This window comes from Corallococcus sp. CA049B (assembly GCF_003611685.1).
GTDB lineage: Bacteria > Myxococcota > Myxococcia > Myxococcales > Myxococcaceae > Corallococcus > Corallococcus coralloides.
This window is the reverse complement of record NZ_RAWC01000463.1, coordinates 1-1,094: the sequence shown is the minus strand read 5'-3', so window position 1 is coordinate 1,094 and position 1,094 is coordinate 1. Positions and strand designations below refer to the sequence as shown.

1 pseudogene is annotated in these 1,094 nt (G+C 79.6%); it reads left to right on the top strand.

From position 1 onward, the window contains the following. Positions 1-654: 654 nt before the first annotated feature. Positions 655-1,094, top strand: a pseudogene (locus tag D7W82_RS40340) (hypothetical protein); the annotation flags it as partial.

The window sequence follows — 1,094 nt, the reverse complement described above, 5'->3', positions numbered from 1 at the left end:
GCACCGGTGGCCCGCGCCACGCCGCCCCCCGTCGCGCCCCCACAGGCGCCAGCGACGGCCCGGCCCGCGTCGGGTCAGGTGCCTTCGGTGGCACCCGCGGCTCCGGCGACGGCTCGGCCCGCATCGGGTCAGGTGCCTTCGGTGGCTCCCGCGACGGCTCGGCCTGCGTCGGGTCAGGTTCCTTCGGTGGCTCCCGCGACGGCTCGACCGGCGTCGGGTCAGGTTCCGCCCGTAGCGCCCTCTGCGGGTGGTGTTCCGCCCGTGGCTCCGGCGACGGCTCGGCCTGCGTCGTCCAGCGGTGTGCCGTCCGCGCCTCGCGCGGGAGCACCCACGACGGGGGCGCCTCCGCGTCCCACGCCCGCGGGCCTCGCGCCCATGGGGGCCGATCCCCGAGGGGCGCCGCCGGGCATCGCCCCTGTGGGTGCCCCTGCCGCGGCACGGCCCACGGTGTCGGGGGTTCCTTCCGTTGGCGTCGCGTCCGCGCCACCGGTGACGACCGCGCAGACCCGGCCCACCGCGACCGCCATGCCTGCGGTCGGCGCGGTGACCCCGCCCCAGGCTCCTTCCGCCGCCCGGCCGACCACCGCGACACCGGCCGTGGGCGCGGTGACTCCGCCCCAGGCTCCGGCAGGGCCCGCCACGCCTCGTGCGACCGTGACCGCGATTCCAGCCGTGGGCGCGGTGACTCCGCCCCAGGCTCCCGCCGCTGCGCGTCCCACCACCACGACGCCAGCCGTGGGCGCGGTGACTCCGCCCCAGGCTCCAGCAGCTGCGCGTCCCACCACCACGACGCCGGCCGTCGGCGCGGTCACTCCGCCCCAGGCTCCCGCCACCGCCCGGCCCACCGCCACGACGCCGACCGTGGGCGCGGTGACTCCGCCCCAGGCTCCCGCCGCTGCGCGTCCCACCGCCACGACGCCAGCCGTGGGCGCGGTGACGCCTCCCGGGGCTCCCGCGTCGACGCCCCGCATCGCGCCTGTCGTTCCGCCCGCCGCGAGCGCTTCACCCGCGATGCCTCCCGCCATGCCGCCGGCGGTGCCGAGCATCGCCTCCATGCCGACGCCGCCGCCCGTGGCTCGCGGTCCCTCGGCCTG